This window comes from Pseudomonas sp. NFX98 (assembly GCF_047784845.1).
GTDB lineage: Bacteria > Pseudomonadota > Gammaproteobacteria > Pseudomonadales > Pseudomonadaceae > Aquipseudomonas.
Genome location: NZ_JBLNNF010000009.1, coordinates 164,859 through 190,230, shown reverse-complemented (window position 1 = coordinate 190,230; position 25,372 = coordinate 164,859). Strand labels below are relative to the sequence as shown.

Genomic DNA, 25,372 nt, shown 5'->3' with positions numbered 1-25,372 from the left:
TCTCCCCCGTGATTGATAACGGTGGTCCGAAACTATGAGTACGAATGTGTCAAGAATTGTACATTTACTGGACTTTTTTTAACGTCGGAACCAAAATCGCCGCCACTTGTCGCGCCAATGGCAGCGCGAACGCTTGCAACTGCTCTCAGCAGTGCCCAGAAAGCAGTTCTCAGGATGAATATTTTATGATTGCGGCCACTTCCAATCGAAGCATGGGGCTTCAGGCTATTCGGGGCATCGCGGCTTTTCTTGTTCTGCTACAGCATGTTTTTTGGTTGGGCAGCTATTTTTCCAGTGGTCCGACTACCGTTTTGAATTCGCTGTTGCTCGGCGGTAGTGGAGTGTTTCTTTTTTTTGGTCTGTCAGGTTATTTGATGGCTGGTCAAATGAATAGGGCCCCTAAACGTTTTCTTGTTGATCGTTTTCGGCGGATTTATCCTGGCTTGATCTTTGCGTTTGTTGTGAGCGGCTTCGCATTGTCTTATTTTTCATACAATGTCTGGCCAGAATGGACGACGGTGCTCTTGATCCCAACGGGAAAAGCTGATTCAATTTTTATTCCGTACTGGACGCTGATTTATGAAATGCAGTTTTATTTGCTCATACTTCTTGTCGGTCGATTGCATGCCAAGTATCTGAACCCGGCAATGTTAGTATGGGCAGCCGCTATATTGCTGTTTCACTCTGTTCCCCCGGCAATGGTGGCGCGTGCCTCATACCCAGGTTTTGGAGAGATTCTTTTCAGCTTTTACAATTTTTACTTCATTACCGGGATCTTCGTTTGGCAGAGTAGCAAGCGTTTCCCTTGTAAGCCGTCCGAATTGGTGATCGGTTCGGCGATACTGTTTGTGGCGACAATGATCAATGTTTTTACGGAATACGGTGCGGTTGTTTACTATTACTTGGCAATACTGGCAGTTTTTTTTGTTGTACGAGGCGGATCTGTTTGGTGTCCAAAAAACTTCGTGAGCAACTTCTTCGTTCGGTTGGGTGATGTCTCATACGGCGTTTATCTAATCCATATTTCGGCGTGTTTCTTCACCATGCTCTTTGTAAAGGAATTGTTGGGGATTAAGCTGGGCTACTGGCAAGGGGTGATCGTCATATTTATTGTAGGCGGCAGTGCTTCTTATTTCTTCGGGTTTCTGGAACTGAAGCTGCAAGAGAAGTTAAAGTTTTTAGGAAAGAGCAGAACCGTCGAGTCTAGCGTTGCTGCCGTCGCTAAATAGCCAAGGCGCTTAATCCATAAAAAACCCGCTGATGGCGGGTTTTTTATGGGTTAAGTGAAGCTGATATTTCAACCTACATTACAGGTCTTTCAGGACGAGCATCCTGACCTGCTATCACCCTGTACTTCTTGATTGCATAACGCCCCACAGCCAGTCCGTATTTTTCAACGGTGATATGAGTCAGATAGCAGAAGACGAACAGAGCAATCAGCACTTGAACGCTGATGGGTATCCACCTGATTCCAATGAAGAGGCTGGCATCGACCAGGAACTGCCACAACCAGTTATGGAACAGGTAGACGGCATAAGTGAGATTTGAAAAAAGCCGGACCAGTGGGCCGTCATGCAGATAACGTTGCAGCACGATGGCGCCAACGAAGATGATCAGGGCGAAAGCTGCGTAGTTGCTTTCTTTCCAGATCGGTTGGTATTTGGCGACAGCAGTCAGTGAAAGCAGCAACATTAGCGCAGAGCTCAGCACGCAAATGCCTGGTTTCGCCTTGGCATATTGCGCAAGGTAAATGCATGAGCCAATCAGCAGATAGGGCGCATAGATGGTGAAGTATCCGGTGCTCCAGGGAATAAAAGCCGGGAATGGCCCAGAAATGAACAAGGCAATGGATGCTGCCAGGAATGTGCCTGGAAGCCATTCAGGCTTTTTGATTAAACCTGTTACTTTCAGTGCGGCCATGAACAGGTAAAACATCACTTCTATTCTTAGCGTCCACTCTACGTTCAACAATGCATACGGCGTGCTGAAGAAGTCGCCGACCAGTAGCAGGCGCGGCAACAGTATTGACAGTGGCGGGAACGGCAAGCCATTGATGGTCCGTTCCATAACAGCTTCCAGTACGATAGCTGCTGCATACAGCGGATAGATCCGGAAAAAACGCTTGATCAGGAATTCCGTGGGTTTTTCTGTCTGAATGACGTGCGTGATGATGTAGCCAGACGTCAGAAAAAAGACAATCACGCCGCAAGCACTGGTCAGAGGAATTGTAGCTTCTGCCAGGTATCGGATCGCAATGTGCTGGGTCGCGTCCGCCGCGATCGCATTCAAATGCCCAAGAAACTTGTGGCCGATGAGAACGCTCATGAAGGCGAAAACCCTCATGTAATCCAAAAATACAATCCTGTCCTTATCGTTACCAGCCATGCCTTCACCTGAATTTTGTTCGGCGCAATCATACATTGAGTCGGCAATGCCGTGGCTCATGGAATGCGCTGATCTCATCCACCTCGTTCATGAGCCGGTTGCCCAGAAATGAGGCGAATGAAAACCAGTGCTATTTGAAATTGAACTGTCTGCACGCAATTGCATCCAACCAACACAGGCGACGCGGTGTTTACGGGAGAACGGCTGATGGGGAGGCGAGCGATGATCAAGTTCTTAGCGGCTTACTTGTCCGTTTGTCTCTTGCTTCAGTGGACGGTGGTCGAAGCATCTCCCTGGATCGCGTCTCATGTTCTTCTAAGGTGGATCCTGTAGCCCGACGCCCTGACATGCATTCCATCAGGTGTAAAATGGGCATTATCGCCTCATCCAAGGAGTCGACTATGATCTCCGACCAAACCAACAAACAGTCATCCGACAGCCAAACTGTTTGGGATGAATACTTCTGCGCTGCATTGATTGCCGAGAGCAATCTGACGGCACCGGTGGTAGGCGGGGCCACTCATGACGACAGGCAGAATCTGTTGATCGAGCGTGCCAAAGCCCTTGCCGACAAAATGATGGAAAACAGAAAATAACCAGAGCCCAGCCATCGCGCTGGGCTCTTCACATCCGGCAGTTTCCACCGGGGCCTCGACGGCTCAGGCAATCAGCTCGACTTTCCCGGTCGCCAGGCGATAGATGCCCCCCACTATTTTCAACTTGCCGTTGCCGAGCGCGTCGGTCAGCAGTGGCGTGGCCTGCTTGAGGCGTGCAACCGAGTCTTTGACATTTTGCACGGTCGCGTTTTCCACCAGGTCTCCAGATTGTTTGATCACGGTTTCGATAGCGGGTTTGAGTGCGTCAGTCAGTTTCGGGATCTGCCCGGGGAACACCGTTTTATCCTTGACGGCTTTGATGCCGGCCTCGATAGCGCCGCATCTCTCATGCCCCAATACCAGAATGAGCGGCGCGCCAAGCGCGGCGACACCGTATTCGATACTCGCCAGACCTTCGTCCGTAACAAAGTTACCGGCCACGCGGATGGCGAAAAGATCACCTCGTGCAGTATCGAACGCGTACTCGGGGGCGATGCGCGAGTCGGAACAACTCAGTACCGCCACGAACGGGTTCTGGCCGGAAACCAGCGCTTCACGCTCGTCCTTGAAGTCGTGGGTTTCTGAATTGCCGCTCACATACCGCTCATTTCCCTCCATCAGTCTTTTAAGGGCCTCATCAGGGCTGATGACGTTTTTGGGTTTGGGGGGCGCTGAGGTTTTTTCGGCTGCCTGCGCGAATTGGTTGGGCAGCGTCCCTGCGAGCAGCAGGGCGCCGGCGCCTAAACCGGCAAGACGGAGAAAACGGCGACGCTCATGGGTTTTCGAAGCAGAGTTTGAATCACATGATTCACACATGATTTTGTGTACTCAGGTCAATTCGGTGGGAATGACTGCTTTTGGGCAGGGCGGCAAGAACATGTCTCACTCGCGCGTTGGAGTCTAGTTGGTCTCTGTAACGCCATGTCTTTTGCCACCTGCGGGATGGGTTCCATGAGCTGGGCAGAGAAATTTGCTAATGGTGGGGCAGATGCAATTCGTCGATCGATGAGCTACTACTGACAGCTTTACTCATCTTCGTCCTGACGGGAGTTTCACGATGCTGACTCACTGGCTTCTCGCAGCGGTGCACCTATTGGCGTTTGGCCTGGCGTTCTGGGCGGTTCTGGTTCGCGGTACGAATTTTCGGCGTTTGGCGGCCGGTGTGGGGGAGGTGCGCAGCGTATTGACCGCAGATAACCTGTGGGGGATTTGCGCACTCATTCTGTTGGTGACGGGTGGGATGCGAGCTTTTGGTGGGTTCGAAAAAGGCACTGATTACTATCTGCAGCAACCGTTGTTCCATCTCAAAATGACGCTTTTCGTTCTTATCCTGCTGCTTGAGGTGGCGCCGATGGTGACTTTGATCAAATGGCGGGTGGCGCTGGCGCGTGGTGCGGCCATAGATACCAGACGTGCAAAGTTGTTCGCGCGGATCAGCCATGTCGAGGCGTTACTAGTTTTACTGATGGTTATCGCGGCCACTGGCATGGCGCGTGGCGTGACGTTTGGATAGCTAGGGGCAAGCGAGGAAGACGGAGGGCGTTGCGGCAGATGAATCTTTAGCCAGCCGTCGTTCCGGGGTGAACGGGCTGGCTACTGAACGCATCAGGATTCAGGGAGTCTGCGGCTTGTCCGGGGCGGTCAGGCCAGCTTGAATGCGCTGATAAATCTCTTCGCGATGCACCGCAACGTCTTTCGGGGCGTTGATGCCAATTCTGACTTGCTGGCCGCTTACGCCCAGGATGGTGATCGTAATGTCATCACCAATATTTATGCTTTCACCGACTTTGCGGGTGAGTATCAGCATGGTCTTCTCCTTGATTGCTTCGTGGGGCACCTGATTCGGACAGTGCAGAGGTCGGTGGTATGTATAGATTAGTGCGAAGTTTCACAGTTTGGGTGCCTCTTTCTGACGCGCAGATGCAGCATTAATTCCCAAGGTGTAACTATACAGAGGCGGCAACCATCATTCTCGTTGTTTTGTGCCCATTTTGCGGCACTCGGGAAGTATTCATGAGTGTTAAAATCCTCGCTTTAAGCATTCAGAGGGAAACGCTGTGCGCAAAATGGTTTTGATAATGGCGGTACTGGCGCTGGCGGGATGTGGTGAAGACAAGCGTGGGGATGCGCAAAAACCGCAGCCTACAGCGGCGGCGGTAGCGCCGGCGCAAGTGTCAGGGCCGCAATGGGATCTCGAAGTGAGAGGCGAAACACCTCAGGCAGTCAGCGACCTCAGCGGCTGGCTGATCGAGCACAGCTTCATGTCCAATGTCATCAGGGAAAATGGCAAGACCCGGATTCTGATGGGGCCATACGGTTCGAAGGCTGAAGCCGACGCCAAGCAGGCGCAAGTGAATGCAGCGCTCGTCAAGGCGAAGAAACAGAACATTGAAGTTCTGGTCCTCGAGCGTCCGGCAGCTCAGTAAGTACCAGGCTTCACGATGAGTAACGAAAAAGGCCTCGGGTGTTGAACCCGAGGCCTTTGTATTTTCAGCGCGTGGTTAACCGCAGGATTTCATGTCGACGGGGCCGACAAACTCGTTGCCGCGTCCCATGACGCACGCCACGCTTTGGTTGCGCTGACGCTCCCAGGCCTGAACCGGATAGGTCTTGTCCCAGGCTTCATACAGTTGGCGATCCTGTTTAGACAGGCGCAAGCCGTACTGCTTGCTCATGTAGAAATACGTCCGGGCGATCATCCCGCGAATGGATGGGCGAGGCATGACCTTCTTCGCCTTGAAGTCGACCTGGGTCAGGCACGAGCCGTATTGACCCGATTGCTCGGGCAACCAGCCGAAACTGAAGTTGCTGCGATCGCCGTTCACCTCACCGATGCTTGGCACCAGGTTATGCAGATCGGCCTCGGCCCTCTGGTAGGTCGGGTCGTAGCGCGTGCAGTTCTTGCGTCCGCCTTCCTGCCAGCATTGGCGCTGGTGACCGATCTGCCAGGCAGGAACGATGTGCTCCCATTCGATGCGCGAGGCGCGCTTGGCATTTTTACGCGGCACGTAGCCACACGCTGCGAGGTTCACCTTGTTGCCGGTGTATTTGCAGCCGCAATAAAACTCGGTGGATTGGGGCGCGTACAACTTCCAGGCGACTTTCTTGGCTTCGTTGAAGGTGCGTGGCGCATCGGCCTGGGCGCCCATGGCGAACAACAGAAACAGCAAAGCAAAACAACGGACACTCATTGACTCAGTCTTCCTTCGGCACGACCCAGAAAATCTGCACACCGCCGTCATCGCGATAGGCGAGGGTGACGTTGTCGTTTTCATCGATTTCTTCGAGCAGGCGTTCCCACTCATCCACAGGCTCGTCCGGCAGACGGAAGATCAGTGCAGCCTTGGATTTTTGGGCGGTGGGGGAATTGATGATTTTCTGAACGCGCGTGCCCATGCGGACATAGGAGTCAGGTGAGGAGGAGGTGGTGTCCACGGGATTATCCTTATTAAGCTGTACGTGCATACAGTATTTAACTGTAGGCATTTTCGCAACTGCTTAAAATTCAAGAAAATCCTCTGACAGCGGTTTGCTCCATTTGGTGTAGGACGAAGGAATATTTTTTCGAAAGGCGAGGCGGTGCCCGACCGGAATCGGTCGGGCGAGGGTGAATCAGTATTCCCAGAACATCCGTTGCAGCTCTTTGCTGTCGTTGGTCTTGGTCAGGGCGACCATGGCCAGGATGCGGGCTTTCTGCGGGTTCAGATCGTGAGCGACGACCCAGTCGTACTTGTCGTCAGGCTGTTCGGCGTTACGCAGAACGAAGCCACCGGCGTTGACGTGGGAAGAGCGGATGATTTGCACGCCGTCCTTGCGCAGGGCTTGCAGGCTTGGAACGACCCGCGAAGACACCGAGCCGTTACCGGTGCCGGCGTGGATGATGGCTTTGGCGCCGGACTGAGCGAGCGCTTTGTAAGCGGTGTCGCTGACGTTGCCGTAGGAGTAGGCGATTTCTACGTCAGGCAGGCTCTTGATGTTCTTGATGTCGAATTCCGAGTCCATGGTGTGACGCTTGGCTGGCAGGCGGAACCAGTAGGATTTGCCTTCAACCACCATCCCGAGGGGACCCCAAGGGCTTTTAAACGCCTCGGTCTTGATGTTAATCATCTTGCTGACATCGCGACCCGACTGGATTTCATCGTTCATGGTCACCAGCACACCTTTGCCGCGAGCCTCTTTGCTGCTGGCCACAGCCACGGCGTTGTACAGGTTCAGCATGCCGTCAGCCGACATCGCGGTGCCTGGGCGCATGGAGCCGACGACGATGATCGGCTTGTCGGTTTTCTCTACCAGGTTCAGGAAGTACGCGGTTTCTTCCAGGGTGTCGGTGCCGTGGGTGATCACGATGCCATCGACGTCAGCGCTGTCGGCCAGTTCGGCGACGCGGCGACCCAGTTGCAGCAGGTTTTCGTTGGTGATGCTCTCGGACGCGATCTGCATCACTTGTTCGCCGCGAACATTGGCGACCTGGCTCAGTTCCGGAACGCCGGCGATCAGTTTATCGATGCCGACTTTCGCTGCCTGGTACGTCGCGCTGTTGGCCGCGCTGGCGCCGGCGCCGGCAATGGTGCCGCCGGTGGCTAGAATCACCACGTTCGCCAGTTTCTGTTGGGTTTCGACTTCCTTTGCCTGAAGGGCAGTAGGCAGGAGCAGCAAGAGGGCCAAGGCGCCCGGAACAAAATGTTTGATAGCAGATGTCATTATTTTTCTCTCTAGTAGTGACGGTGCTGATGCAGGTTCATCTAGATGCGCCCCGAGCGGATCTGAACGCTTGGGGTGCTGGAGAAGAGCAGAATCTGTACCAATTACACTTTGTATTGAGAGAATCGTTTAAATTACTGATTTGTTTAAATATTTAAACGTAGTTTCAACGTGATGGTTTTGTGGATTGTCCGGGTTTCCGACTGATTGCGGGTTTCCCGTTCGGCTCTCCGACAGTCGGATCGTCGGTTGCGGCTAAAGAAACCCGTACGCAGGCCGATCTCTCCATGAGGAATCTTTTTTTCATGGAGTTCACATGTCGTTGACCGTCGGTTTTCCAAATGCGTCCGTGATCAACATTGGCGGGAAGTCTCCCTCGACTGTTGAGACCTTGAGCGAGGCGGCAGCTGATACGTCGACTCAGCGCCTGGGGCTGGAAGCAGACGAGAAAAAATCTGTCAGTCTCGGCGGCGGAACGCAGGGTAGTGAAAAAGCCGAAAGCGCGGGCAGTCAGCAAAGCATTGCCGTGCAGATGTTGCTCAAGCGCATGCAGGAATTGCAGGAGCAGCTGCGCGAGCAACAGCAGCAATTGGCGGCAACCCAGGCTGCGAAATTCCAGTCGGCGGAAGCCAAGGCCACCGCGGTCATGTCGATTCAGTCGCAAATTGCCGATACGTCCGCGGCACTGATGCAGGTGGCGGCGGCGCTGGCGAAGGAGCTGACAGGTTCCGGGAATGTGGTCAGTACCACAGCGTGAACGGTTCCCTCAAATGGCGTTTTCTCGTGATTGACAAATCTCGACAAGATTCGCATAGTCCGGTCTACGCAAACGTTTGCGCGGCAGTCCTGGTGGGTTAAATCCATCAGCGAACGCCACGCAGCTTACGCCAGCGCAAGCGTTGCTCACAATAATCATAAGATCGGAGTGAACCCATGAAGCTGCCATTCGCTGGACGTCTTCTTGCTGTCGCTATGCTGGCTGCCGCCTCTGCTGCGCTGCCTGTCTCTTCGGCTTTCGCTGAAACGCCTGCCAAACCCAAAGTCGCCTTGGTGATGAAGTCCCTGGCCAACGAATTCTTCCTGACCATGGAAGATGGCGCCAAGGCCTACCAGAAAGATCACTCCGGCGAGTTCGAGCTGATTTCCAACGGCATCAAGGACGAAACGGATACTGCGGGCCAGACGCGCATCGTCGAGCAAATGATTCTGGCCAAGGTCGATGCGCTGGTCATCGCGCCGGCTGACTCCAAGGCCATGGTGCCGGTAATCAAGAAAGCCATCGATGCCGGTATCACCGTGATCAACATCGACAATCAGCTTGACCCGGCCGTGGTCAAAAGCAAAAACATCAGTGTTCCGTTCGTAGGTCCGGACAACCGCAAAGGCGCGCGTCTGGTCGGTGAGTACCTGGCCAAGACACTCAAGGCCGGTGACGAAGTCGGCATCATCGAAGGTGTGTCCACGACTACCAACGCCCAGGCTCGCACCGCAGGTTTCAAGGATGCGATGGAAGCCGCGCAGATCAAGGTTGTGTCGGTGCAGTCCGGTGACTGGGAAATCGACAAGGGCAACAAGGTTGCCGCGTCGATCCTCAGCGAATACCCGCAAACCAAAGCCCTGCTGGCCGGTAACGACAGCATGGCGCTCGGTGTAGTGTCGGCGGTACGTGCTGCGGGCAAGGCCGGTAAGGTTGAAGTCGTCGGCTACGACAACATCAACGCCATCAAGCCGATGCTCGCGGACGGTCGAGTGCTGGCCACGGCCGACCAGTTTGCCGCCAAACAAGCGGTGTTCGGCATCGAGACGGCGCTGAAAATCATCAAGGGCGAAAAAGTCGACAGCAGCGCCAACGGTGTGATCGAGACGCCGGTAGAGCTGGTTACCAAGTAATCCTCTGGCGACACAATGGTGCTCGCCCGTCCGGGCGAGTGCATGGAGAGTTTTTATGTCCGTTCGCGACCCGAACGCTGTCCTCTCGGTCAGCGGCATCGGCAAGACCTACGCCCAACCGGTCCTGACCGGCATCGACCTGACGCTCATGCGCGGTGAAGTGCTGGCGCTGACCGGTGAGAACGGCGCGGGTAAAAGCACGCTGTCGAAGATCATTGGTGGGCTGGTCACGCCGACCACTGGCCAGATGCAATTCCAGGGGCAGGATTACCGTCCGGGCAGCCGTACTCAGGCGGAGGACCTCGGCATCCGCATGGTCATGCAGGAACTCAATCTGCTGCCGACCTTGTCGGTGGCGGAAAACCTGTTTCTCGACAACTTGCCCAGCAACGGCGGCTGGATCAGTCGCAAACAACTGCGCAAAGCGGCGATCGAAGCCATGGCTCAGGTCGGTCTCGACGCGATCGATCCGGACACTCTGGTCGGCGAACTGGGCATCGGTCACCAGCAAATGGTCGAGATCGCCCGCAACCTGATCGGCGATTGCCACGTGCTGATCCTCGACGAACCGACGGCAATGCTCACGGCCCGTGAAGTCGAGATGCTGTTTGAACAGATCACTCGCCTGCAAGCCCGCGGCGTGTCGATCATCTATATCTCTCATCGCCTCGAAGAATTGGCGCGGGTTGCCCAGCGCATTGCGGTATTGCGCGACGGCAATCTGGTGTGCGTCGAGCCGATGGCCAATTACAACAGTGAGCAACTGGTCACGTTGATGGTCGGTCGTGAGCTGGGCGAACACATCGACATGGGGCCGCGCAAGATCGGTGCTGCGGCGTTGACGGTCAAAGGCCTGACCCGCGCCGACAAGGTCCGTGACGTGTCCTTCGAAGTGCGCGCCGGCGAGATCTTCGGCATTTCCGGCCTGATTGGAGCAGGGCGCACCGAGTTGCTGCGGCTGATCTTCGGCGCCGATACCGCAGACAGCGGCACAGTGGCGCTGGGTTCGCCGGCGCAGGTCGTCAGCATCCGATCCCCGGTTGACGCGGTCGCTCACGGCATCGCCCTGATCACCGAAGACCGTAAGGGTGAAGGCTTGCTGTTGACGCAATCGATCGGCGCCAACATCGCGCTGGGCAACATGCCGCGTATTTCCAGCAGCGGCTTCGTCAATCCCGGCGACGAAGCGTCCCTGGCGCAGCGTCAGATCGACGCCATGCGCATCCGCAGTTCCGGCCCGGCGCAATTGGTGTCCGAGCTGTCCGGTGGCAATCAGCAGAAAGTGGTGATCGGCCGTTGGCTGGAGCGCGACTGCTCCGTGCTGTTGTTCGATGAGCCGACCCGCGGTATCGACGTCGGCGCCAAGTTCGACATTTATGCGTTGCTCGGTGAACTGACCCGCCAGGGCAAAGCGTTGGTGGTGGTCTCCAGTGACCTGCGCGAATTGATGCTGATCTGCGACCGCATCGGCGTGCTCTCGGCCGGACGGCTGATCGACACCTTCGAGCGCGACAGCTGGACCCAGGATGACTTGCTTGCCGCCGCTTTTGCCGGCTATCAAAAACGTGATGCGCTGCTCAACGAAGCCGCGCCTAGGGATCTTCCATGAAAACCGTATCTTCGCCCGGCAAACGCAGTGGCAATTTTTATGGCCTCGGCACTTATCTGGGCCTGGCCGGTGCATTGCTGGCGATGGTCGTGCTGTTCTCGGCCCTGAGCAGCCACTTCCTGTCCTACGACACCTTCAGCACCTTGGCCAACCAGATTCCGGATCTGATGGTCCTGGCGGTCGGCATGACCTTCGTGTTGATCATCGGCGGCATCGACCTGTCGGTGGGCTCGGTGCTGGCGCTCGCCGCCTCGACGGTCAGCGTGGCGATTCTCGGCTGGGGCTGGAGCGTCCTGCCCGCAGCATTGCTAGGCATGGCGGCGGCCGCACTGGCCGGGACCATCACCGGTTCGATCACCGTGGCGTGGCGCATTCCATCGTTCATCGTGTCCCTCGGCGTGCTGGAAATGGCTCGCGGCGTGGCGTATCAGATGACCGGTTCGCGCACGGCGTACATTGGTGATGCCTTCGCCTGGTTGTCCAACCCGATCGCCTTCGGGATTTCGCCATCGTTTATCATCGCCTTGCTGATCATCTTCATCGCCCAGGCTGTGTTGACCCGTACCGTGTTCGGTCGCTACCTGATCGGCATCGGCACCAACGAAGAAGCGGTGCGTCTGGCGGGGATCAATCCAAAGCCCTACAAGATCCTGGTGTTCAGCCTGATGGGGTTGCTGGCGGGTATCGCCGCGCTGTTTCAGATTTCGCGCCTGGAAGCGGCCGACCCGAACGCCGGCTCCGGTCTCGAACTGCAAGTGATCGCCGCGGTGGTGATCGGTGGTACCAGCCTCATGGGCGGTCGCGGTTCGGTCATCAGTACGTTCTTCGGGGTGTTGATCATTTCCGTACTGGCGGCCGGTCTGGCGCAGATCGGCGCATCCGAGCCGACCAAGCGCATCATCACCGGCGCGGTGATCGTCGTCGCGGTGGTGCTCGATACCTATCGCAGTCAGCGCGCAAGCCGGCGGACCTGAGTCATGGCAACGATCAAAGATGTGGCGGCACTCGCAGGGATTTCCTACACCACGGTTTCCCATGTGGTGAACAAGACCCGGCCGGTCAGCGAAGAAGTGCGGATCAAGGTCGAGGCGGCGATCGAGACCCTCGACTACGTGCCCAGCGCTGTGGCCCGGTCGCTCAAGGCCAAGACCACGGCCACCATCGGTTTGCTGGTGCCCAACAGCCTCAACCCGTACTTCGCCGAACTGGCCCGGGGCATCGAGGATTACTGCGAGCGCAATGGCTATTGCGTGATCCTCTGCAACTCCGACGATAACCCGGACAAGCAGCGCAGCTACCTGCGCGTACTGCTGGAAAAGCGTATCGACGGGTTGATCGTCGCTTCGGCGGGCGGTGACAGCGGGTTGGCACAAGGCCTGTCGAACGTACGCACGCCGATGGTGATCGTCGACCGCGGACTGGACGGCGTCGATGCAGACCTGGTGCGCATCGATCACGAATACGGCGCCTACCTGGCCACCCGGCACCTGCTGGAGCTGGGGCATCGGGACATCGCCACCATCAGCGGCCCGGCGACGACGAGTGTGGCGCAAATGCGTCTGGCCGGTTTTTGCCGGGCCCTGAAACAAGCGGGAATCGAAGTGCCGAGCGAGCGCATGCTGGAAAGCGATTTCACCAGCACCGGCGGCTACAACGCCGCGGCGATCCTGCTGGAGCGCAATCCGCCCAGCGCCATCTTCGCCGCCAACGACATGATCGGCATCGGTGTGCTGCGAGCCGCTGCCGAGCGCAATGTCCGCGTACCCAGCGAGTTGTCAGTGATCGGCTTCGACGATATCCAGATGAGTCGCTACGTCTATCCGGCGTTGACCACCGTGGGGCAGTCGATCCTGCAGCTGGGCGAGATGGCGGCTGAAGTGTTGCTGCGCCGGATCGCCACGCCGGCTCTGGCCACCGAACAAAGGATCGTGACGCCCAGCATCGTCATGCGCGAATCGACCGCGCCATTGGCCGGCGTATTTGCGCAATTCCGTTAAATCAAAAGCGTCGCTGAAACCGAATGAATGAGTAGCAATGTATGTCAGCAAAAGTAGTGGTAATTGGCAGCCTCAACATGGACCTGGTCACTCGGGCGCCACGGCTGCCACGCGGCGGAGAGACGCTGATCGGAGAGTCGTTTGCCACGGTTTCCGGTGGCAAGGGCGCCAATCAGGCAGTGGCGGCCGCGCGTCTTGGTGCACAAGTATCGATGGTCGGTTGCGTGGGCAGCGATGCCTACGGTAAAGAGTTGCGTGAGGCGTTGTTGGCCGAGCAGATCGATTGTCAGGCGGTCAGCACCGTGGAAGGCTCAAGCGGCGTGGCGTTGATTGTGGTCGACGACAACAGTCAGAACGCAATCGTGATCGTCGCCGGTGCCAATGGCGCGTTGACGCCTGCGTTGATCGGCTGCTTCGATTCGGTCCTGCAGGCTGCCGATGTGATCATTTGTCAGCTGGAAGTGCCGGACGCCACGGTGGGTCACGCGCTCAAGCGCAGTCGCGAATTGGGCAAGACTGTGATCCTCAATCCGGCCCCGGCCAGCCGTCCATTGCCGGCGGACTGGTACGCGAATATCGACTACCTGATTCCCAACGAGAGCGAAGCCTCGGCATTGAGTGGTTTGCCGGTGGACTCTCGGCAAACCGCGGAAATCGCCGCGACCCGACTGATCGAGATGGGCGCGGGCAAAGTGATCATCACCCTCGGTGCCCAGGGCTCGCTGTTCGCCGATGGAAAAGGTTTTGAACACTTCCCTGCACCGACCGTGAAAGCGGTCGACACCACGGCGGCCGGCGATACCTTCGTCGGTGGTTTTGCTGCCGCGCTGGCGGGCGGTAAGAGCGAGGCCGAGGCGATTCGCTTCGGCCAGGTCGCTGCGGCGCTGTCGGTCACCCGAGCCGGCGCGCAACCGTCGATTCCCTCCCTTTGCGAAGTACAGGCGTTCAAGCCAGCATGAAAAAGACTCCGTTGCTCAACGTTGCACTGTCGCGACTGATCGCCTCGCTTGGTCATGGCGACAAAGTGGTGATCGGCGATGCGGGCCTGCCGGTACCGCCAGGGGTCGAACTGATCGACCTGGCGCTGACCCACGGCATTCCGGATTTCATCAGCACCCTGAAGGTGGTGCTCAGCGAAATGCAGGTCGAAAGCCATGTGCTGGCCCAGGAAATCCTGGAGAAAAAACCATCCTCACTGTCGACTCTGGACGAACTGAATGCCGAGGGTGCGCTGGGGCAGCGTGAGTTGCTCAGCCACGAACAATTCAAGGTTCTCAGCCGACAGGCCCGGGCGATCGTGCGCACTGGCGAATGCCAGCCGTACTGCAACATCGTGCTGGTTGCCGGGGTAACGTTTTGAGTCGTCCGGAGAAAATCGACCTCATCATCGACACCGACCCCGGTGCCGACGATGTGGTGGCATTACTGTTTGCGTTGGCATCACCCGATGAGTTGAACATCCGTGCGTTGACCACTGTCGCCGGCAATGTGCGCCTGGACAAGACCTCGCGAAACGCGCGGCTGGCGCGCGAATGGGCGGGGCGTGAGGAAGTTCCGGTGTATGCCGGGGCGCCGAAGCCGATGATGCGCACGCCGATCTATGCCGAGGACATCCATGGCAAGGAAGGCCTGTCCGGTGTCGCCGTATACGAACCGAAGGCAGGCCTGGCCGAGGGCAGTGCCATCGACTACCTGATCGATACGCTGATGGCCGCCACGCCCCACAGCATCACTCTTGCCATTCTGGGACCACAGACCAACCTGGCCCTGGCGCTGATCCGGCAGCCGGGAATCGTTCAGGGCATCAAGGAAGTGGTGATCATGGGCGGGGCGCACTTTAACGGCGGTAACATCACTCCGGTGGCGGAATTCAACCTGTTCGCCGATCCGCACGCGGCCGAGGTGGTGCTCAAGAGCGGATTGAAGCTGATCTATCTGTCTCTGGATGCGACCCACAAGATCCTCACCAGTGACGAGCGCCTGAAGCAGATAGCCGCGTTGAACAACCGTGCCAGCAGGCTGGTGGTCGATATTCTGAATGACTACATCAAGGCCGATATGGAGCACTACGACATCCCGGGTGGTCCGGTGCACGACGCCGCCGTCATCGCCTGGCTGCTCAAGCCTCAACTGTTCAGCGGGCGCGAGGTCAACGTGGTGATCGACAGTCGCGAAGGTCCGACCTTCGGCCAGACCATCGTCGACTGGCATGACCGCCTCAAAGCGCCCAAGAATGCTTTCTGGGTTAGCGGCGGCGACGCGCAGGGCTTTTTCGATCTGCTGACCGAGCGGCTGGGTCGTTTGAAGTAAGTCTCACAGCCGCAGGCTTTTACGCCGAGTCAGTTGCACTCTTGTGATCTGCCAGGTGCTTCTCGAACACCTGTTCGATGAAGGACTGGGCGGCCTCGGTTCCCAGGTCTCTGACCAGCAGATCGATGCCGATGATTGCAAGTTCTTCCGTCGTGCCCGGGCTGTAAGAGCTATGGCCGTCCTGCCACTTTGCTTTGATGTCGGCGTCGATACTTACAGTGGTCATGATGGCGCTCGTGCGGTCGGGGAAGTCTGAGCCCCGAGTTAACCATTTTGCGGCGCGTTTGGCACTCCGACTTAGGCATGAGTGGAGGGCTATGCGACACTTGGTCTTTGATGGATTTTCAAGGATTGTGCTGTGCAGATCGATTTGAACACTCCCGACGGCTTGACCCTTGAAGCGGTGCGCCAACTGTTGGCGGCGGCCAGCGACGATGAACATACGCAGTTGCGTGTGACCAAGGGCGGCATCGCCTATATTTCCTCGGGGGTCGTGGGCGGCACCGATATCGATGGCTTGCTGTTCCGTCTGGAAACCTGGGCCAAGGGCTCCGGTTATGTCGGACGGGTTGCGGCCAGCGATGAGGTCTGGGTCATGCAGATCTTTAATGCGCTGAAGCAGAACTGGCCACGTCCGGCTTTCGATTACATCGACGTGTATTGAGCACCGTTCATATTCAGTCACGATTGAAGGGTGAAGGGCAGGGCGATGCTCAGGCAAACTTGCCGTTTGTCCGAGGCGAAGGGCAGGGTGCTCGGGCTCCCTGTGAAACCAAACGCCGGATTGGCGGTCGCACGATCTCAGCTTAACTCTCGAAAATAGGAGGCTTCATGCCTTGGAAGCTCGCGTCATTGGGTACTTTGTTGGCCGTTGCCCTGCTGGCGGGTTGCAGCACTGCTACCACCGAGTCAGCAACTGACCCTGTAACGACGACTGACACGGGTCACAGCCGTTGCGAGGCCAAAGCGGCCGAATTCACCATTGGGAAACAGGCTTCTCCAGAGCTGCTGGAGCAGGCGCGTACCCGTGCCGGTGCGCAGAACGCGCGATTCCTGCAGCCGACCGACATGGTGACGCTGGAGTACCGCTCCGACCGTCTGAATCTCAACACCGATGCCAATCGGGTCGTCACCCGCGTCAACTGCGGCTGATCGCTCAGGCTTTTACGACGCACACAAAAAACCCCGTCACATGGACGGGGTTTTTTTAGTGCGCCTGGAAATTACTCTGGGCGAACTTGAGCAGCTTGCATACCCTTTTGGCCTTTCTCAGCCACGAAGGAAACGGTTTGGCCTTCTTTCAGGCTTTTGAAACCGTCGCTTTCGATAGCTTTGAAGTGTACGAACAGGTCGTCACCGCCACCTTGAGGAGTGATGAAGCCGAAGCCTTTTTCATCGTTGAACCATTTAACGGTGCCGGTTTGGCGATTAGACATGGTGTATCTCCAAGAAACATATATTTTCAGTAGTACTGTGCTGCTCAGGCCAACTGGGCACACCGGGGTATCATAGTCGAAATGTTCGCTTTGGGAGCCCCCCACAGGTGCTGTTTGCCCTACAGTCGCACATTCTTTGTTGCCTGATATGGCTGAAAGCCCCGTTTTAAAAGGCTTTCAGCCGAAAGTAAAGACGATAAAAAAAGCTGTAAAACCTGCGTAATTTGTCGAAAAAAGTGCTTTTCAGAGGTTTTTCACCGGTTGAAAGCGCATTTTTTACGTGGTTTCAGGCTTATTTTTTCGCCGGATTGTTGGCCTTGCACTTGGAAATCTGGGTCAGGGCCTGTTGCTTCAGCGAGTCGCTGGCCGTGTTGTCCATCAAGGACTGAAGGTCCTTGGCCGGGTAGGATTTGATTGCGTCGGCACCGCAAGCGCAGTGAGAGTTTGCTGCTGGCTTGCCGATCTGCGGCGTGGCTGCTTCAACGCATTGCGCCATGTACTTCTCGCGCTCACCCTTTGGCCATTCGGCGTGGGCGGCCAGCGGCAGCAACAGGACAATGGGGGCGACTACAGCGAATAAACGATTCAGACGCATGCCGGGATGCTCCTTTTGGGGTCAGTGTCTTGTTATCTGAGGGGTAAAGCGGGGATCAAGTTCATCACTCTGGCACAAAAACGCCGGATTTGCCCCGGCAGAAAACCTGCACACCGCCACGACCGTTCATCTGTGCTAGCATGCCTCGCTCGTGCGCTTGCAGGCGCCGGTCGACCTTCAGTCCCGGCTGCGGCGAATGCCCGAATAATCCTGATTTGAATCCCAGTCACTCTGGTTCGATTTTCCGGTTGGCCGAAAGGCTCCTGCCGCTGTAAGGCAGGCGTTCGTCATTGAATGGCCTGGATCGGATCTTGTACTGGCTCATCCCAACCCACGTGACCTTTGGTAGGGGTCACCACTAGGAGAGGAGGCGCCATGCCAACTATTACTCTTCCCGACGGCAGTCAACGTTCATTCGATCACCCGGTTTCCATCGCCGAGGTCGCCGCATCCATTGGTGCCGGTCTGGCCAAGGCCACCGTGGCCGGCAAGGTCAATGGCAAACTGGCTGACGCCAGCGACATCATCGACAGCGACGCTACGCTGCAAATCATCACGCCAAAGGATGAAGAGGGGCTGGAGATCATTCGCCACTCTTGCGCTCACCTCGTTGGCCATGCGGTCAAGCAGCTGTATCCGACCGCCAAAATGGTCATCGGTCCGGTCATCGACGAAGGCTTCTATTACGACATCGCCTTCGAGCGTCCTTTCACCCCGGACGACCTGGCGGCCATCGAACAGCGCATGCAGCAGCTGATCGAGAAAGATTACGACGTGATCAAGAAAGTCACTCCGCGCGCCGAAGTGATCGAAGTGTTCAAGGCCCGTGGCGAAGACTACAAGTTGCGCCTGGTCGAGGACATGCCGAACGAGCAGGCCATGGGCCTGTACTATCACGAAGAATACGTCGACATGTGCCGCGGCCCGCACGTGCCGAACACGCGTTTCCTGAAATCCTTCAAGCTGACCAAGTTGTCCGGCGCCTACTGGCGCGGCGATGCCAAAAACGAGCAGTTGCAGCGCGTTTACGGCACCGCTTGGGCTGACAAGAAGCAACTGGCTGCCTACATCCAGCGCATCGAAGAAGCCGAGAAGCGCGATCACCGCAAGATCGGCAAGCGCCTGGGCCTGTTCCACACCCAGGAAGAGTCGCCGGGCATGGTGTTCTGGCACCCGAACGGCTGGACTCTGTACCAGGTGCTCGAGCAGTACATGCGCAAGGTTCAGCGCGACAACGGCTACCTTGAGATCAAGACGCCTCAGGTCGTTGACCGTAGCCTGTGGGAGAAATCCGGGCACTGGGCCAACTACGCCGACAACATGTTCACCACCCAGTCGGAAAACCGCGACTACGCCATCAAGCCAATGAACTGCCCTTGCCACGTGCAGGTGTTCAATCAGGGCCTGAAAAGCTACCGCGAGTTGCCGATGCGTCTGGCCGAATTCGGTGCCTGCCACCGTAACGAGCCATCGGGTGCGTTGCACGGCATCATGCGCGTGCGTGCATTCACGCAGGATGACGCCCACATCTTCTGCACTGAAGAGCAGATGCAGGCCGAGTCCGCTGCGTTCATCAAGCTGACCATGGACGTTTACGCCGACTTCGGCTTCAAAGATGTCGAGATGAAGCTGTCCACTCGTCCGGAAAAACGCGTCGGGTCCGACGAGTTGTGGGATCGCGCCGAAGCTGCATTGGCTGCAGCCCTTGATAGCGCTGGCCTGCCGTACGATCTGCAGCCGGGTGAGGGTGCGTTCTACGGTCCGAAGATCGAGTTCTCGCTGAAAGATTGCCTTGGTCGTGTCTGGCAGTGTGGTACCCTTCAGCTCGATTTTAACCTGCCTGTCCGTCTGGGAGCCGAATACGTCTCCGAAGACAACAGTCGCAAGCACCCGGTGATGTTGCACCGGGCGATCCTGGGCTCCTTCGAACGTTTCGTCGGAATCCTGATCGAGCACTACGAGGGTGCATTCCCCGCGTGGCTGGCTCCGACCCAGGCAGTGATCATGAATATCACTGATAAACAGGCCGATTTTGCCGCCGAGGTTGAAAAAACCCTCAACGAAAGCGGATTTCGTGCCAAGTCTGACTTGAGAAATGAAAAGATCGGCTTTAAAATCCGCGAGCATACTTTGCTCAAGGTTCCTTATCTCTTGGTTATCGGAGATCGGGAAGTCGAGATGCAGACTGTCGCTGTGCGTACTCGTGAAGGTGCTGACCTGGGCTCGATGCCCGTCGCCCAGTTCGCTGAGTTTCTCGCGCAAGCGGTTTCCCGGCGTGGTCGCCCAGATTCGGAGTAATTACTATTAAGCGTGAAATGAGACAAGATAAACGAGCTGCACCGAAAGCCCCGATCAACGAGAATATCTCGGCACGCGAGGTTCGGTTAATTGGGGCTGAAGGTGAACAGCTTGGGATTGTGTCAATTGAAGACGCGCTTCTTAAGGCTGAAGAGGCCAAACTGGATCTGGTGGAGATTTCCGCCGATGCAGTACCCCCTGTTTGCAAACTGATGGACTACGGCAAATCGATCTTCGAGAAGAAGAAGCAGGTTGCCGCGGCCAAGAAGAACCAGAAGCAGATTCAGGTAAAAGAAATCAAGTTTCGTCCAGGGACGGAGGAAGGGGATTACCAGGTAAAACTGCGCAACCTGGTACGTTTCCTGAGTGACGGGGACAGGGCCAAGGTATCCTTGCGATTCCGCGGCCGTGAGATGGCCCACCAGGAGCTGGGGATGGAACTCCTCAAGCGAGTTGAAGGTGACTTGCTCGAGTACGGTTCGGTCGAACAGCATCCTAAGATGGAAGGACGCCAGCTGATTATGGTCATCGCCCCGAAAAAGAAGAAGTAATCAACAGGGCACGGCAGGCCTTCTGATTATGTTTATCAACTGAATGCGGAGTATCCGAACATGCCAAAAATGAAGACCAAAAGTGGTGCTGCTAAGCGGTTTCTGAAAACTGCTAACGGTATCAAGCACAAGCACGCTTTTAAGAGCCACATCCTGACCAAAATGTCGACCAAGCGTAAGCGTCAACTGCGCGGTAGCAGCTTGCTGCATCCGTCTGACGTGGCAAAAGTCGAGCGCATGCTGCGCCTTCGTTAATTTTAGTCAAGAATAGAGGAAGTAACTCATGGCTCGTGTAAAGCGTGGCGTCATTGCCCGTAAGCGTCACAAAAAAATTCTGAAACTTGCTAAAGGCTACTACGGCGCACGCTCCCGCGTATTCCGTGTTGCCAAGCAAGCGGTAATCAAGGCAGGCCAATACGCCTACCGTGACCGTCGTCAGAAAAAACGTCAGTTCCGCGCTCTGTGGATCGCTCGTATCAACGCTGGTGCTCGTATCAACGGTCTGTCCTACAGCCGTTTCATCGCCGGCCTGAAAAAAGCGTCCATCGAGATCGACCGTAAGGTTCTGGCTGATCTGGCAGTGAACGAAAAAGCGGCGTTTGCTGCGATTGTCGAGAAAGCTAAAGCCACCTTGGCTTAAGTACCCCCGACAGTCACCCGGCCTCACCTCCGTGGGGCCAGGTGTTAAACGTCATAAATAGGGGAAGAGCCTTCAAGCTCTTCCCCTATTTTGTATCTGGAGTCTGTACATGGAAAACCTGGATGCGCTCGTCTCTCAAGCACTAGAGGCTGTGCAAAGCGCTGAAGATATCAATGCCCTGGAGCAAATCCGGGTTCACTACCTTGGCAAGAAAGGTGAATTGACTCAGGTGATGAAGACCCTGGGGAATTTGCCGGCAGAAGAGCGTCCGCAAGTCGGTGCGCTGATCAACGTTGCCAAGGAACGTGTCACAGACGTTCTCAATGCGCGCAAGGCGTTGTTTGAAGAGGCCGACCTGGCCGCCAAACTGTCCGCCGAGTCCATTGACGTGACCCTGCCGGGCCGTGGTCAGACCTCCGGTGGTCTGCATCCGGTTACCCGCACTCTGGAACGTATCGAACAATTCTTCACCCACATCGGCTACGGCATCGCCGAAGGCCCTGAGGTCGAAGACGATTATCACAACTTCGAAGCGCTCAACATCCCAGGCCATCACCCGGCCCGGTCGATGCATGACACCTTCTATTTCAATGCCAACATGTTGCTGCGCACCCATACCTCGCCGGTACAGGTCCGCACCATGGAGTCCAAGCAGCCGCCGATCCGCATCGTCTGCCCAGGCCGCGTATACCGTAGCGACTCGGATATCACCCACTCGCCGATGTTCCACCAGGTCGAAGGCCTGCTGGTCGATCGCGACATCAATTTCGCCGATCTCAAAGGCACCATCGAAGAATTCCTGCGCGTGTTCTTCGAAAAAGAACTGGCCGTGCGTTTCCGCCCTTCGTATTTCCCGTTCACCGAGCCATCCGCTGAAGTCGACATGGAATGCGTGATGTGCAGCGGTAAAGGCTGCCGCGTCTGCAAGCAGACCGGCTGGCTGGAAGTGATGGGCTGCGGCATGGTTCACCCGAACGTGCTGCGCATGTCCGGCATCGATCCGGAAGAGTTCTCCGGCTTTGCCTTCGGCATGGGCGTTGAGCGTCTGGCCATGCTGCGTTACGGCGTGAACGACTTGCGTCTGTTCTTCGACAACGACTTGCGGTTCCTCGCGCAATTTCGCTAGTCGTAACGAATTCTTAGGAGAGCAGGATGAAATTCAGTGAACAATGGCTGCGTGGCTGGGTTAGCCCGCAGGTAAGTCGCGACGAGCTGGTTGCTCGTCTGTCGATGGCCGGTCTTGAGGTCGATAGCGTTACGCCGGCCGCCGGTGTTTTCAGTGGCGTGATCGTGGGCGAGGTGCTCAGCACCGAACAGCACCCGGACGCCGACAAGCTGCGCGTTTGCCAGGTCAGCAATGGCTCGGAGACTTTCCAGGTCGTGTGCGGTGCGCCAAACGTGCGCCCGGGCCTGAAGATCCCGTTCGCCACCATCGGTGCCGAACTGCCGGGCGACTTCAAGATCAAGAAAGCCAAGCTGCGGGGCGTCGAGTCCAACGGCATGCTGTGCTCGCAAGCCGAGCTGCAAGTGGGTGAAGGCAACGATGGCCTGATGGAACTGCCGGCCGATGCGCCAGTGGGTCAGGACATTCGTGAGTACCTGAACCTGGACGACGCCAGCATCGAGGTCGACCTGACCCCGAACCGCGGCGACTGCCTTTCCCTGGCCGGTCTGGCCCGTGAAGTCGGCGCGCTGTATGCCGCTCAGGTTACTCGTCCAGTGGTTGCCAGTGTTCCGCCGGTGCACGACGAAGTGCGTTCGGTAGAAGTACTGGCGCCAGCTGCGTGCCCGCGTTACCTGGGTCGCGTAATCCGTAACGTTGACCTGTCCAAGCCAACACCGCTGTGGATGGTCGAGCGTCTGCGTCGTGCCGACGTGCGCAGCATCGATGCTGCCGTCGACATCACCAACTACGTGATGCTCGAACTGGGTCAACCACTGCACGCTTTCGATCTCGCCGAAATCAATGGCGGCATCCGCGTGCGCATGGCCGAAGAAGGCGAGAAGCTGGTGCTGCTCGACGGTCAGGAAGTCAGCCTGCGTAGCGATACGCTGGTCATTGCCGACCATACTCGCGCACTGGCCATTGCCGGCGTCATGGGTGGCGAGCACAGTGGCGTCAACACCGCGACCACTCGCGATATTTTCCTGGAAAGCGCGTTCTTCGATCAGATCGCCGTTGCTGGCAAGGCTCGTTCTTACGGCTTGCACACCGACGCCTCGCATCGCTACGAGCGTGGCGTGGACTGGCAACTGGCCCGTGAAGCCATGGAGCGCGCCACTGGCCTGCTGCTGGAAATCACCGGTGGCGAAGCTGGCCCGATCATCGAAACCGTCAGCGAACAGCACTTGCCGTCGATCGCGCCGGTTACCCTGCGCGCTCAACGCATCACCCAGATGCTGGGAATGGAAATGGATTCGGCTGAAGTCGAGCGTCTGCTCAGTGCTTTGGGTCTGACCATTACTGCCGACGGGGCGGGGCAGTGGCGCGTAGAAGTGCCAAGCCATCGTTTCGATATCAGTCTGGAAGTCGACCTGATCGAAGAACTGGCCCGCCTGTACGGTTACAACCGTCTGCCGGTTCGTTACCCGCAAGCGCGTCTGGCGCCGCAAGCCAAGGCGGAAGCCCGTAGCGATCTGCCTGAACTGCGCCGCCTGCTGGTCGCCCGTGGTTATCAGGAAGCGATCACCTACAGCTTCATCGATCCGAAACAGTTTGAGTTGTTTAATCCGGGTGTTGAGCCGTTGCTGTTGGCCAACCCGATTTCCAACGACATGGCTGCCATGCGTTCTTCCCTGTGGCCTGGTCTGGTCAAGGCGCTTCAGCACAACCTGAACCGTCAACAAGATCGCGTACGTCTGTTTGAAAGCGGTTTGCGTTTCGTTGGTCAGCTCGAAGGCTTGAAGCAAGAGCCGATGCTGGCCGGTGTGGTTTGCGGTAGCCGCTTGCCGGAAGGCTGGGCGCAAGGTCGCGACACCGTGGACTTCTTCGACGTCAAGGCTGACGTGGAAGCGGTACTGGGCTTCGCCGGTGCTCTGGATGCGTTCACTTTCGTCCCGGGCAAACACCCGGCGCTGCACCCGGGTCAAACCGCGCGCATTGAACGTGAAGGTCGTCTGGTGGGCTTCGTTGGCGCTATCCATCCTGAATTGTCGAAAACCCTGGGCCTGGATCGTCCGGTCTTCGTTTTTGAGATGGTTTTGGCGGAAGTGGCTTCGGGCAAAATGCCTAAATTCCACGAGTTGTCGCGCTTTCCTGAAGTGCGTCGTGACCTGGCACTGATTGCGCACAAAGACGTTGCAGCCTCGGCTGTACTGGACGTAATCCGTGAAAATGCAGGCGAATGGCTGACAGACCTCAGGCTATTTGACGTATATCAGGGTAAAGGCATTGATCCTGATAGAAAAAGCCTCGCAGTCGGCTTGACCTGGCAGCATCCATCGCGCACTCTTAATGACGATGAGGTGAATAATACGACGCAAAATATCCTCACCTCGCTCGAACAAAGGTTGAACGCCACGTTAAGGAAGTGACGTATGGGGGCTTTGACGAAAGCTGAGATGGCGGAACGTCTGTATGAAGAGCTGGGCCTGAACAAGCGGGAAGCCAAGGAATTGGTCGAACTGTTTTTCGAGGAAATCAGGCACGCTCTTGAAGACAACGAACAGGTGAAATTGTCCGGTTTCGGCAATTTCGACCTTCGGGACAAACGCCAGCGGCCTGGCCGCAATCCGAAAACGGGAGAAGAAATCCCGATCACGGCTCGCCGTGTGGTCACCTTTCGTCCAGGGCAGAAGTTGAAGGCCCGAGTTGAGGCTTATGCTGGAACCAAGTCATAACGACGAGCTACCCGTCATCCCAGGCAAACGCTACTTCACCATTGGTGAAGTTAGCGAGCTGTGTGCGGTAAAACCGCACGTACTGCGCTATTGGGAGCAGGAGTTTCCTCAACTCAACCCCGTCAAACGCCGCGGAAACCGCCGGTATTATCAGCGCCAGGACGTGCTGATGATCCGGCAGATCCGCGCGCTTCTTTACGATCAAGGGTTCACCATCGGCGGTGCGCGTTTGCGTTTGTCCGGTGACGAAGCCAAAGACGACACCACCCAATACAAGCAAATGATCCGCCAGATGATCGCTGAGCTCGAGGATGTTCTGGTGGTCCTCAAGAAATAAATTCCTGCTTTTAAATACTTCCAGTTTTCAAAAGCTTGCGATATATTCTTGATCGTTCTTCGAGAAGAGGAACAGGTTTCACGCCTAGTCGGGGCGTAGCGCAGTCCGGTAGCGCACTAGCATGGGGTGCTAGGGGTCGAGTGTTCGAATCACTCCGTCCCGACCATATAATTCAATGACTTAGCCG

Annotated in this window: 31 protein-coding genes and 1 tRNA gene; 23 read left to right on the top strand and 9 right to left on the bottom strand. The window is 56.8% G+C overall.

Annotated features, from left to right (window positions below; all coding sequences use genetic code 11):
• Positions 1-44 precede the first annotated feature (44 nt).
• Positions 45-1,229: an acyltransferase family protein gene (locus ACM110_RS14505; RefSeq protein ID WP_416128290.1), complete on the top strand. Its 1,185-nt coding sequence runs from the start codon at positions 45-47 to the stop codon at positions 1,227-1,229.
• A gap of 73 nt (positions 1,230-1,302) precedes the next feature.
• On the opposite strand, the gene ACM110_RS14500 is transcribed toward ACM110_RS14505, so the two are convergent.
• Positions 1,303-2,445 (bottom strand): acyltransferase family protein, encoded by a 1,143-nt coding sequence (locus tag ACM110_RS14500; protein WP_416128289.1) that lies wholly within the window; start codon positions 2,443-2,445, stop codon positions 1,303-1,305.
• A 341-nt stretch (positions 2,446-2,786) separates the two neighbouring features.
• On the opposite strand from ACM110_RS14500, the gene ACM110_RS14495 reads away from it, so the two are divergent.
• Positions 2,787-2,981 (top strand): hypothetical protein, encoded by a 195-nt coding sequence (locus tag ACM110_RS14495; protein WP_416128288.1) that lies wholly within the window; start codon positions 2,787-2,789, stop codon positions 2,979-2,981.
• 63 nt (positions 2,982-3,044) lie between these two features.
• Here ACM110_RS14495 and ACM110_RS14490 read toward each other — a convergent pair whose 3' ends face one another.
• Positions 3,045-3,797, bottom strand: coding sequence for a carbonic anhydrase (locus ACM110_RS14490; protein ID WP_416128287.1), 753 nt, complete (start codon positions 3,795-3,797; stop codon positions 3,045-3,047).
• Between the two features lie 241 nt (positions 3,798-4,038).
• Here ACM110_RS14490 and ACM110_RS14485 point away from each other — a divergent pair, with 241 nt between their 5' ends.
• Positions 4,039-4,494 carry a DUF2214 family protein gene (locus ACM110_RS14485; RefSeq protein WP_416128286.1) on the top strand — a complete coding sequence of 152 codons (456 nt, stop codon included), beginning with the start codon at positions 4,039-4,041 and terminating at the stop codon, positions 4,492-4,494.
• A gap of 99 nt (positions 4,495-4,593) precedes the next feature.
• Here ACM110_RS14485 and csrA read toward each other — a convergent pair whose 3' ends face one another.
• Positions 4,594-4,788, bottom strand: a complete 195-nt coding sequence (csrA, locus tag ACM110_RS14480; RefSeq protein ID WP_007938114.1) for a carbon storage regulator CsrA — start codon at positions 4,786-4,788, stop codon at positions 4,594-4,596.
• Positions 4,789-5,038: 250 nt separating this feature from the next.
• On the opposite strand from csrA, the gene ACM110_RS14475 reads away from it, so the two are divergent.
• Complete coding sequence (locus ACM110_RS14475) at positions 5,039-5,407, top strand: SPOR domain-containing protein (protein ID WP_416128285.1); 369 nt, start codon at positions 5,039-5,041, stop codon at positions 5,405-5,407.
• A 75-nt stretch (positions 5,408-5,482) separates the two neighbouring features.
• Here ACM110_RS14475 and ACM110_RS14470 read toward each other — a convergent pair whose 3' ends face one another.
• The 3 genes from ACM110_RS14470 to ACM110_RS14460 all read right to left on the bottom strand — a co-directional run bounded on the left by ACM110_RS14470 (position 5,483) and on the right by ACM110_RS14460 (position 7,682).
• Positions 5,483-6,172 (bottom strand): endonuclease, encoded by a 690-nt coding sequence (locus ACM110_RS14470; RefSeq protein WP_416128284.1) that lies wholly within the window; start codon positions 6,170-6,172, stop codon positions 5,483-5,485.
• A gap of 4 nt (positions 6,173-6,176) precedes the next feature.
• Positions 6,177-6,467 (bottom strand): DUF1654 domain-containing protein, encoded by a 291-nt coding sequence (locus ACM110_RS14465; RefSeq protein ID WP_416128283.1) that lies wholly within the window; start codon positions 6,465-6,467, stop codon positions 6,177-6,179.
• 126 nt (positions 6,468-6,593) lie between these two features.
• On the bottom strand, positions 6,594-7,682 hold the full coding sequence (locus ACM110_RS14460) for an asparaginase (RefSeq protein WP_338585901.1): 1,089 nt from the start codon (positions 7,680-7,682) through the stop codon (positions 6,594-6,596).
• A 316-nt stretch (positions 7,683-7,998) separates the two neighbouring features.
• Here ACM110_RS14460 and ACM110_RS14455 point away from each other — a divergent pair, with 316 nt between their 5' ends.
• From ACM110_RS14455 to ACM110_RS14420, 8 genes are all read left to right on the top strand, one after another.
• Positions 7,999-8,439: a hypothetical protein gene (locus ACM110_RS14455; RefSeq protein ID WP_416128282.1), complete on the top strand. Its 441-nt coding sequence runs from the start codon at positions 7,999-8,001 to the stop codon at positions 8,437-8,439.
• A 176-nt stretch (positions 8,440-8,615) separates the two neighbouring features.
• Complete coding sequence (locus ACM110_RS14450; RefSeq protein ID WP_416128281.1) at positions 8,616-9,572, top strand: sugar ABC transporter substrate-binding protein; 957 nt, start codon at positions 8,616-8,618, stop codon at positions 9,570-9,572.
• A gap of 55 nt (positions 9,573-9,627) precedes the next feature.
• Positions 9,628-11,181, top strand: a complete 1,554-nt coding sequence (locus tag ACM110_RS14445) for a sugar ABC transporter ATP-binding protein (protein WP_416128280.1) — start codon at positions 9,628-9,630, stop codon at positions 11,179-11,181.
• The gene (locus tag ACM110_RS14440; protein WP_338585905.1) at positions 11,178-12,155 is read left to right on the top strand and encodes an ABC transporter permease; all 978 of its coding nucleotides are present in this window, start codon (positions 11,178-11,180) and stop codon (positions 12,153-12,155) included. The genes ACM110_RS14445 and ACM110_RS14440 overlap by 4 nt, the downstream gene beginning before the upstream one ends.
• A gap of 3 nt (positions 12,156-12,158) precedes the next feature.
• A complete protein-coding gene (locus tag ACM110_RS14435; protein ID WP_416128279.1) occupies positions 12,159-13,178 on the top strand; it encodes a LacI family DNA-binding transcriptional regulator in 1,020 nt (339 codons plus the stop codon).
• 41 nt (positions 13,179-13,219) lie between these two features.
• Positions 13,220-14,137 (top strand): ribokinase, encoded by a 918-nt coding sequence (gene rbsK, locus ACM110_RS14430; protein WP_338585907.1) that lies wholly within the window; start codon positions 13,220-13,222, stop codon positions 14,135-14,137.
• Positions 14,134-14,538, top strand: a complete 405-nt coding sequence (gene rbsD / locus ACM110_RS14425) for a D-ribose pyranase (RefSeq protein ID WP_416128278.1) — start codon at positions 14,134-14,136, stop codon at positions 14,536-14,538. The genes rbsK and rbsD overlap by 4 nt, the downstream gene beginning before the upstream one ends.
• Entirely contained in the window at positions 14,490-15,488 is a 999-nt protein-coding gene (locus ACM110_RS14420; protein WP_416128277.1) for a nucleoside hydrolase, read from the top strand. The genes rbsD and ACM110_RS14420 overlap by 49 nt, the downstream gene beginning before the upstream one ends.
• Before the next feature lie 19 nt (positions 15,489-15,507).
• Here ACM110_RS14420 and ACM110_RS14415 read toward each other — a convergent pair whose 3' ends face one another.
• Positions 15,508-15,714, bottom strand: coding sequence for a hypothetical protein (locus ACM110_RS14415; protein ID WP_338585909.1), 207 nt, complete (start codon positions 15,712-15,714; stop codon positions 15,508-15,510).
• Positions 15,715-15,846: 132 nt separating this feature from the next.
• Between ACM110_RS14415 and ACM110_RS14410 the strand changes: the two genes are divergently transcribed.
• Together ACM110_RS14410 and ACM110_RS14405 are read left to right on the top strand one after the other, a co-directional pair.
• Positions 15,847-16,152 (top strand): hypothetical protein, encoded by a 306-nt coding sequence (locus ACM110_RS14410; protein WP_338585910.1) that lies wholly within the window; start codon positions 15,847-15,849, stop codon positions 16,150-16,152.
• Between the two features lie 167 nt (positions 16,153-16,319).
• Positions 16,320-16,640, top strand: coding sequence for an I78 family peptidase inhibitor (locus ACM110_RS14405; protein WP_416128276.1), 321 nt, complete (start codon positions 16,320-16,322; stop codon positions 16,638-16,640).
• A 71-nt stretch (positions 16,641-16,711) separates the two neighbouring features.
• Here the strand turns inward: ACM110_RS14405 and ACM110_RS14400 are convergent, their stop codons facing one another.
• Together ACM110_RS14400 and ACM110_RS14395 are read right to left on the bottom strand one after the other, a co-directional pair.
• Positions 16,712-16,924, bottom strand: a complete 213-nt coding sequence (locus tag ACM110_RS14400; RefSeq protein ID WP_003179963.1) for a cold-shock protein — start codon at positions 16,922-16,924, stop codon at positions 16,712-16,714.
• A 292-nt stretch (positions 16,925-17,216) separates the two neighbouring features.
• The gene (locus ACM110_RS14395; RefSeq protein ID WP_416128275.1) at positions 17,217-17,519 is read right to left on the bottom strand and encodes a hypothetical protein; all 303 of its coding nucleotides are present in this window, start codon (positions 17,517-17,519) and stop codon (positions 17,217-17,219) included.
• Between the two features lie 375 nt (positions 17,520-17,894).
• Here ACM110_RS14395 and thrS point away from each other — a divergent pair, with 375 nt between their 5' ends.
• The 9 genes from thrS (at position 17,895) to ACM110_RS14350 (ending at position 25,351) form a co-directional block, all read left to right on the top strand.
• A complete protein-coding gene (thrS, locus tag ACM110_RS14390; protein ID WP_338585913.1) occupies positions 17,895-19,817 on the top strand; it encodes a threonine--tRNA ligase in 1,923 nt (640 codons plus the stop codon).
• On the top strand, positions 19,817-20,368 hold the full coding sequence (gene infC / locus ACM110_RS14385; RefSeq protein WP_176469887.1) for a translation initiation factor IF-3: 552 nt from the start codon (positions 19,817-19,819) through the stop codon (positions 20,366-20,368). The genes thrS and infC overlap by 1 nt, the downstream gene beginning before the upstream one ends.
• A gap of 60 nt (positions 20,369-20,428) precedes the next feature.
• Positions 20,429-20,623: a 50S ribosomal protein L35 gene (gene rpmI, locus ACM110_RS14380; protein ID WP_002553160.1), complete on the top strand. Its 195-nt coding sequence runs from the start codon at positions 20,429-20,431 to the stop codon at positions 20,621-20,623.
• A 28-nt stretch (positions 20,624-20,651) separates the two neighbouring features.
• Positions 20,652-21,008 carry a 50S ribosomal protein L20 gene (gene rplT / locus ACM110_RS14375; RefSeq protein WP_007905879.1) on the top strand — a complete coding sequence of 119 codons (357 nt, stop codon included), beginning with the start codon at positions 20,652-20,654 and terminating at the stop codon, positions 21,006-21,008.
• Between the two features lie 109 nt (positions 21,009-21,117).
• Positions 21,118-22,134 (top strand): phenylalanine--tRNA ligase subunit alpha, encoded by a 1,017-nt coding sequence (gene pheS, locus ACM110_RS14370; RefSeq protein WP_056853666.1) that lies wholly within the window; start codon positions 21,118-21,120, stop codon positions 22,132-22,134.
• A 26-nt stretch (positions 22,135-22,160) separates the two neighbouring features.
• Entirely contained in the window at positions 22,161-24,542 is a 2,382-nt protein-coding gene (gene pheT, locus ACM110_RS14365; protein WP_416128274.1) for a phenylalanine--tRNA ligase subunit beta, read from the top strand.
• Between the two features lie 3 nt (positions 24,543-24,545).
• Positions 24,546-24,848, top strand: a complete 303-nt coding sequence (gene ihfA / locus ACM110_RS14360) for an integration host factor subunit alpha (RefSeq protein WP_002553164.1) — start codon at positions 24,546-24,548, stop codon at positions 24,846-24,848.
• Positions 24,829-25,185, top strand: a complete 357-nt coding sequence (locus tag ACM110_RS14355; RefSeq protein WP_003179985.1) for a MerR family transcriptional regulator — start codon at positions 24,829-24,831, stop codon at positions 25,183-25,185. The genes ihfA and ACM110_RS14355 overlap by 20 nt, the downstream gene beginning before the upstream one ends.
• Before the next feature lie 89 nt (positions 25,186-25,274).
• A tRNA-Pro gene (locus ACM110_RS14350) sits at positions 25,275-25,351 on the top strand.
• Positions 25,352-25,372 lie beyond the last annotated feature (21 nt).